Below are 1,068 nucleotides of genomic sequence, written 5' to 3'. Positions count from 1 at the left end.
CCCCTATATTCTGGCTCACCCCCACCCCATCCCTCCCCCCCGCTTCTCTTTGTTCATTCCGGTCTTTTCCTCTAACTCGACCCTTTGCCCTGTCTCTTATACCCCTCTGACGCTGCCGTCGATACTCCTTCTTTTGTTCTCTTTTTTCTCCTTTTCCTTTTCTCTCTTCTCTTCTTCTCTTCTCTTTCTCTCTTTCCCCTCTCTTCACTCCTCTCTCTCTCCCTCCCCCCTCTTCCTTTCCCTTCCTCCCTCCTTCTCTCCTTCTCTCTCCCCCTTTCCGTTTCACTCTCTTCCTCTTCTCCTCCTTCCTTCCTCTTCTTCTTCTCCCTCTCCTCTCCCCCTTTCTCTTCTTCCCTCCCTTCTCCTTCTCCTTTCTCCTTCCCTTTTCACTTCTCTCTTTCTCTCCTCTCCCCTCTCCCTTCTTCCCCCTTCTCCCTTTCTCTTACTGCCTCCTTCCCTCCCTCCTTCCTCCCCTTCCTCTCCCCTCCTTCCCCCTCTCCCTCCTCGCTCTCTTCGTCTCCCCCCTCCTCCCCCTCTTCTTCTCCCTTGCTTGCCTCCTCCTTTCTCCCCTTTCTTTCCTCCCCCTCTTTCTCCTCTCTTTTCCTCTCTCCCTCCCTCTCTCCTTCTTCCTTTCTCGCCTCTCCCCCATCTTCCCACCCTACTCCGCCCACCGCCTCCCGCTTCCCCTTCCGCTCCTCCTCTTCTGCCCCCCTCATTCCCTCTCCCCCTCCCCTTCCTCCCCTCCCTTGCCGTTATCCTTGTCCTTCTCCCCTTCTCTCCTCTCTTCCACGCCTTTTTCTTCTTTTTCTTTCCTCCTCTTCCTTTCCCTCTCTTTCTTCCACGTCCTTTTCTTTCCCTCTTTCCTTCCCCTTTTCTCTTCCTCTCTCCTCTTCTTCCCTTTCTCTTCCTTTCCTGTCCTTTACTTTTCATCTGTTCCCCTTTCCCACTTCTCCCTTCCCTGCTTTCTGTCCCGCATTATGTTGCCCTTTCCCTCCCTCTTCTTCTCTGTTCCCTCTTCCTCCTTTCCCCTCCACTTTTCTCCTTTTCTTCCCCTCCCTTTCCCCTCTT

General features: G+C 53.9%; 2 protein-coding genes. Both read right to left on the bottom strand.

Annotated elements, in window-relative coordinates:
- Positions 1-286 (bottom strand): hypothetical protein (locus VE26_RS17815; RefSeq protein WP_200897278.1); only part of this gene is annotated, 286 nt, incomplete at its 3' end.
- Positions 283-930: a hypothetical protein gene (locus VE26_RS18170; RefSeq protein WP_160297865.1), complete on the bottom strand. Its 648-nt coding sequence runs from the start codon at positions 928-930 to the stop codon at positions 283-285. The genes VE26_RS17815 and VE26_RS18170, both read right to left, overlap by 4 nt.
- Between the last annotated feature and the right edge of the window lie 138 nt (positions 931-1,068).

This window comes from Devosia chinhatensis (genome assembly GCF_000969445.1).
Taxonomy (GTDB): domain Bacteria; phylum Pseudomonadota; class Alphaproteobacteria; order Rhizobiales; family Devosiaceae; genus Devosia; species Devosia chinhatensis.
Note: the sequence above shows the minus strand (reverse complement) of the source record. Positions and strands in the feature narration are given on the sequence as shown.